Source organism: Paraburkholderia atlantica, from assembly GCF_009362785.1.
GTDB lineage: Bacteria > Pseudomonadota > Gammaproteobacteria > Burkholderiales > Burkholderiaceae > Paraburkholderia > Paraburkholderia atlantica.
Genome location: NZ_WHNQ01000184.1, coordinates 1 through 1,344, shown reverse-complemented (window position 1 = coordinate 1,344; position 1,344 = coordinate 1). Strand labels below are relative to the sequence as shown.

The 1,344-nt window shown below is 58.3% G+C and carries 1 protein-coding gene and 1 pseudogene; both read left to right on the top strand.

What is annotated here, in order from left to right:
• Nucleotides 1-254, top strand: a 254-nt coding sequence (locus GCT19_RS44310; RefSeq protein WP_227749511.1) for a hypothetical protein, incomplete at its 5' end; no start/stop codon positions are given.
• A 603-nt stretch (nucleotides 255-857) separates the two neighbouring features.
• Nucleotides 858-1,344, top strand: a pseudogene (locus GCT19_RS42055) (IS6 family transposase); the annotation flags it as partial.

Sequence of the window (1,344 nt, the reverse complement as noted above, 5' to 3'; positions counted from 1 at the left end):
GCGAGCAGCGAACCCGCCGGCATGACCAGATCGTCAGATACATCGAGGACAAAGGCATCTATGCATTTCACAAGAAATACGGCTACGGTGTGCGCTCGCTGGTCGAGGCACAGATCTCGCGCATCAAGCGCTGCATCGGCGAGCGCCTGCTGACGCAGGAGCTTGCGTCGCAGGAAGGCGAAGGCATCATCATCGCCAACCTGCTGAACCGGTGGGATGCCTTCGGCAAACCGGTTTGCGTCAAAAATGCATAGTCGCGTCCATGGCACGGGAACTCGTACCCATCCGGACAAAGCCCTTACGCAGGCCCTGCACCGAGCGAGACGAGCTGAAATCTCGCCTGCTTTGGTGCAGTATGGTCAGCATATCGCCAACGACTTGGCGAACAACGTGCAGCCAAACGAAGACACTCTGTCGCTTGATATCGACAATTTCCATCGTTTGGCTGGTAGCTATAACAGCCGCTATCCCGGCCTCAACCTCAGCCATATGGACTCCGCTGACGTTCGAACGCGCGCCGGAGAACCTCCCAGCGTTATCGTAATGGAAGCCGCCAGCCTTTACACTTTCGTGACCGCCCCCAAAATCGGAGTCGTTAAGCGAGCGTCTTGACGCATTTGCGGTCCACAGAGAAGGCAAAAAGCCGTACAGCGCCTCTATTGAGACATCGCGAGCAACGAAGATTCGTACGGCGCTGGACAAGATGTTAGATGACTGATGCCAACGCATGCTATAGCGCCTCGGGCCTCGCACTGAACAAAGCCTCTCGATTCTGGTGCTACTGGTTGCAGGTTTTGCTCAGGTGTAAAAACAGCCGGAGAGGTGAGGGTTGTGGTGCAAATAGCGCTCAAGGATCGGTTAGCCTGCGTGATATTGAAGAACTGCTGTTCGAGCGCGGTGTCGTTGTCAGTTACGAGACGATCCGCCGCTGGTGCGACGAATTCGGCGCGGGCTTCGCACATCGCGTCAAAGCTGCTCGCCGCAAGCCTGGGCGCACATGGAATCTGGACGAAGTCTTCGTTACGTTGCGCGGTGTGCCTTATCTACTCTGGCGGGCAGTCGACCAGCACGGCGCCGAACTCGACATCCTGCTGCAGAAACATCGCGACAAGGCCGCAGCAAAGCGCTTCTTCAACCGCGTGCTGGCCGCCTGTGCCGACGCGCCACGAAGGATTGTCACCGATCAGTTGCGCAGCTATCCGGCCGCGAAAGCGGAGATCCCCGAACTGGCGAACGTCAAGCATGTGTTCGTCAAAGCCAGCGCCCGCGTCAACAACCGCGCCGAGAATAGTCATCAGCCAACCCGGGAACGCGAACGGCGTATGCGGGGCTTCCGCCTGCCCG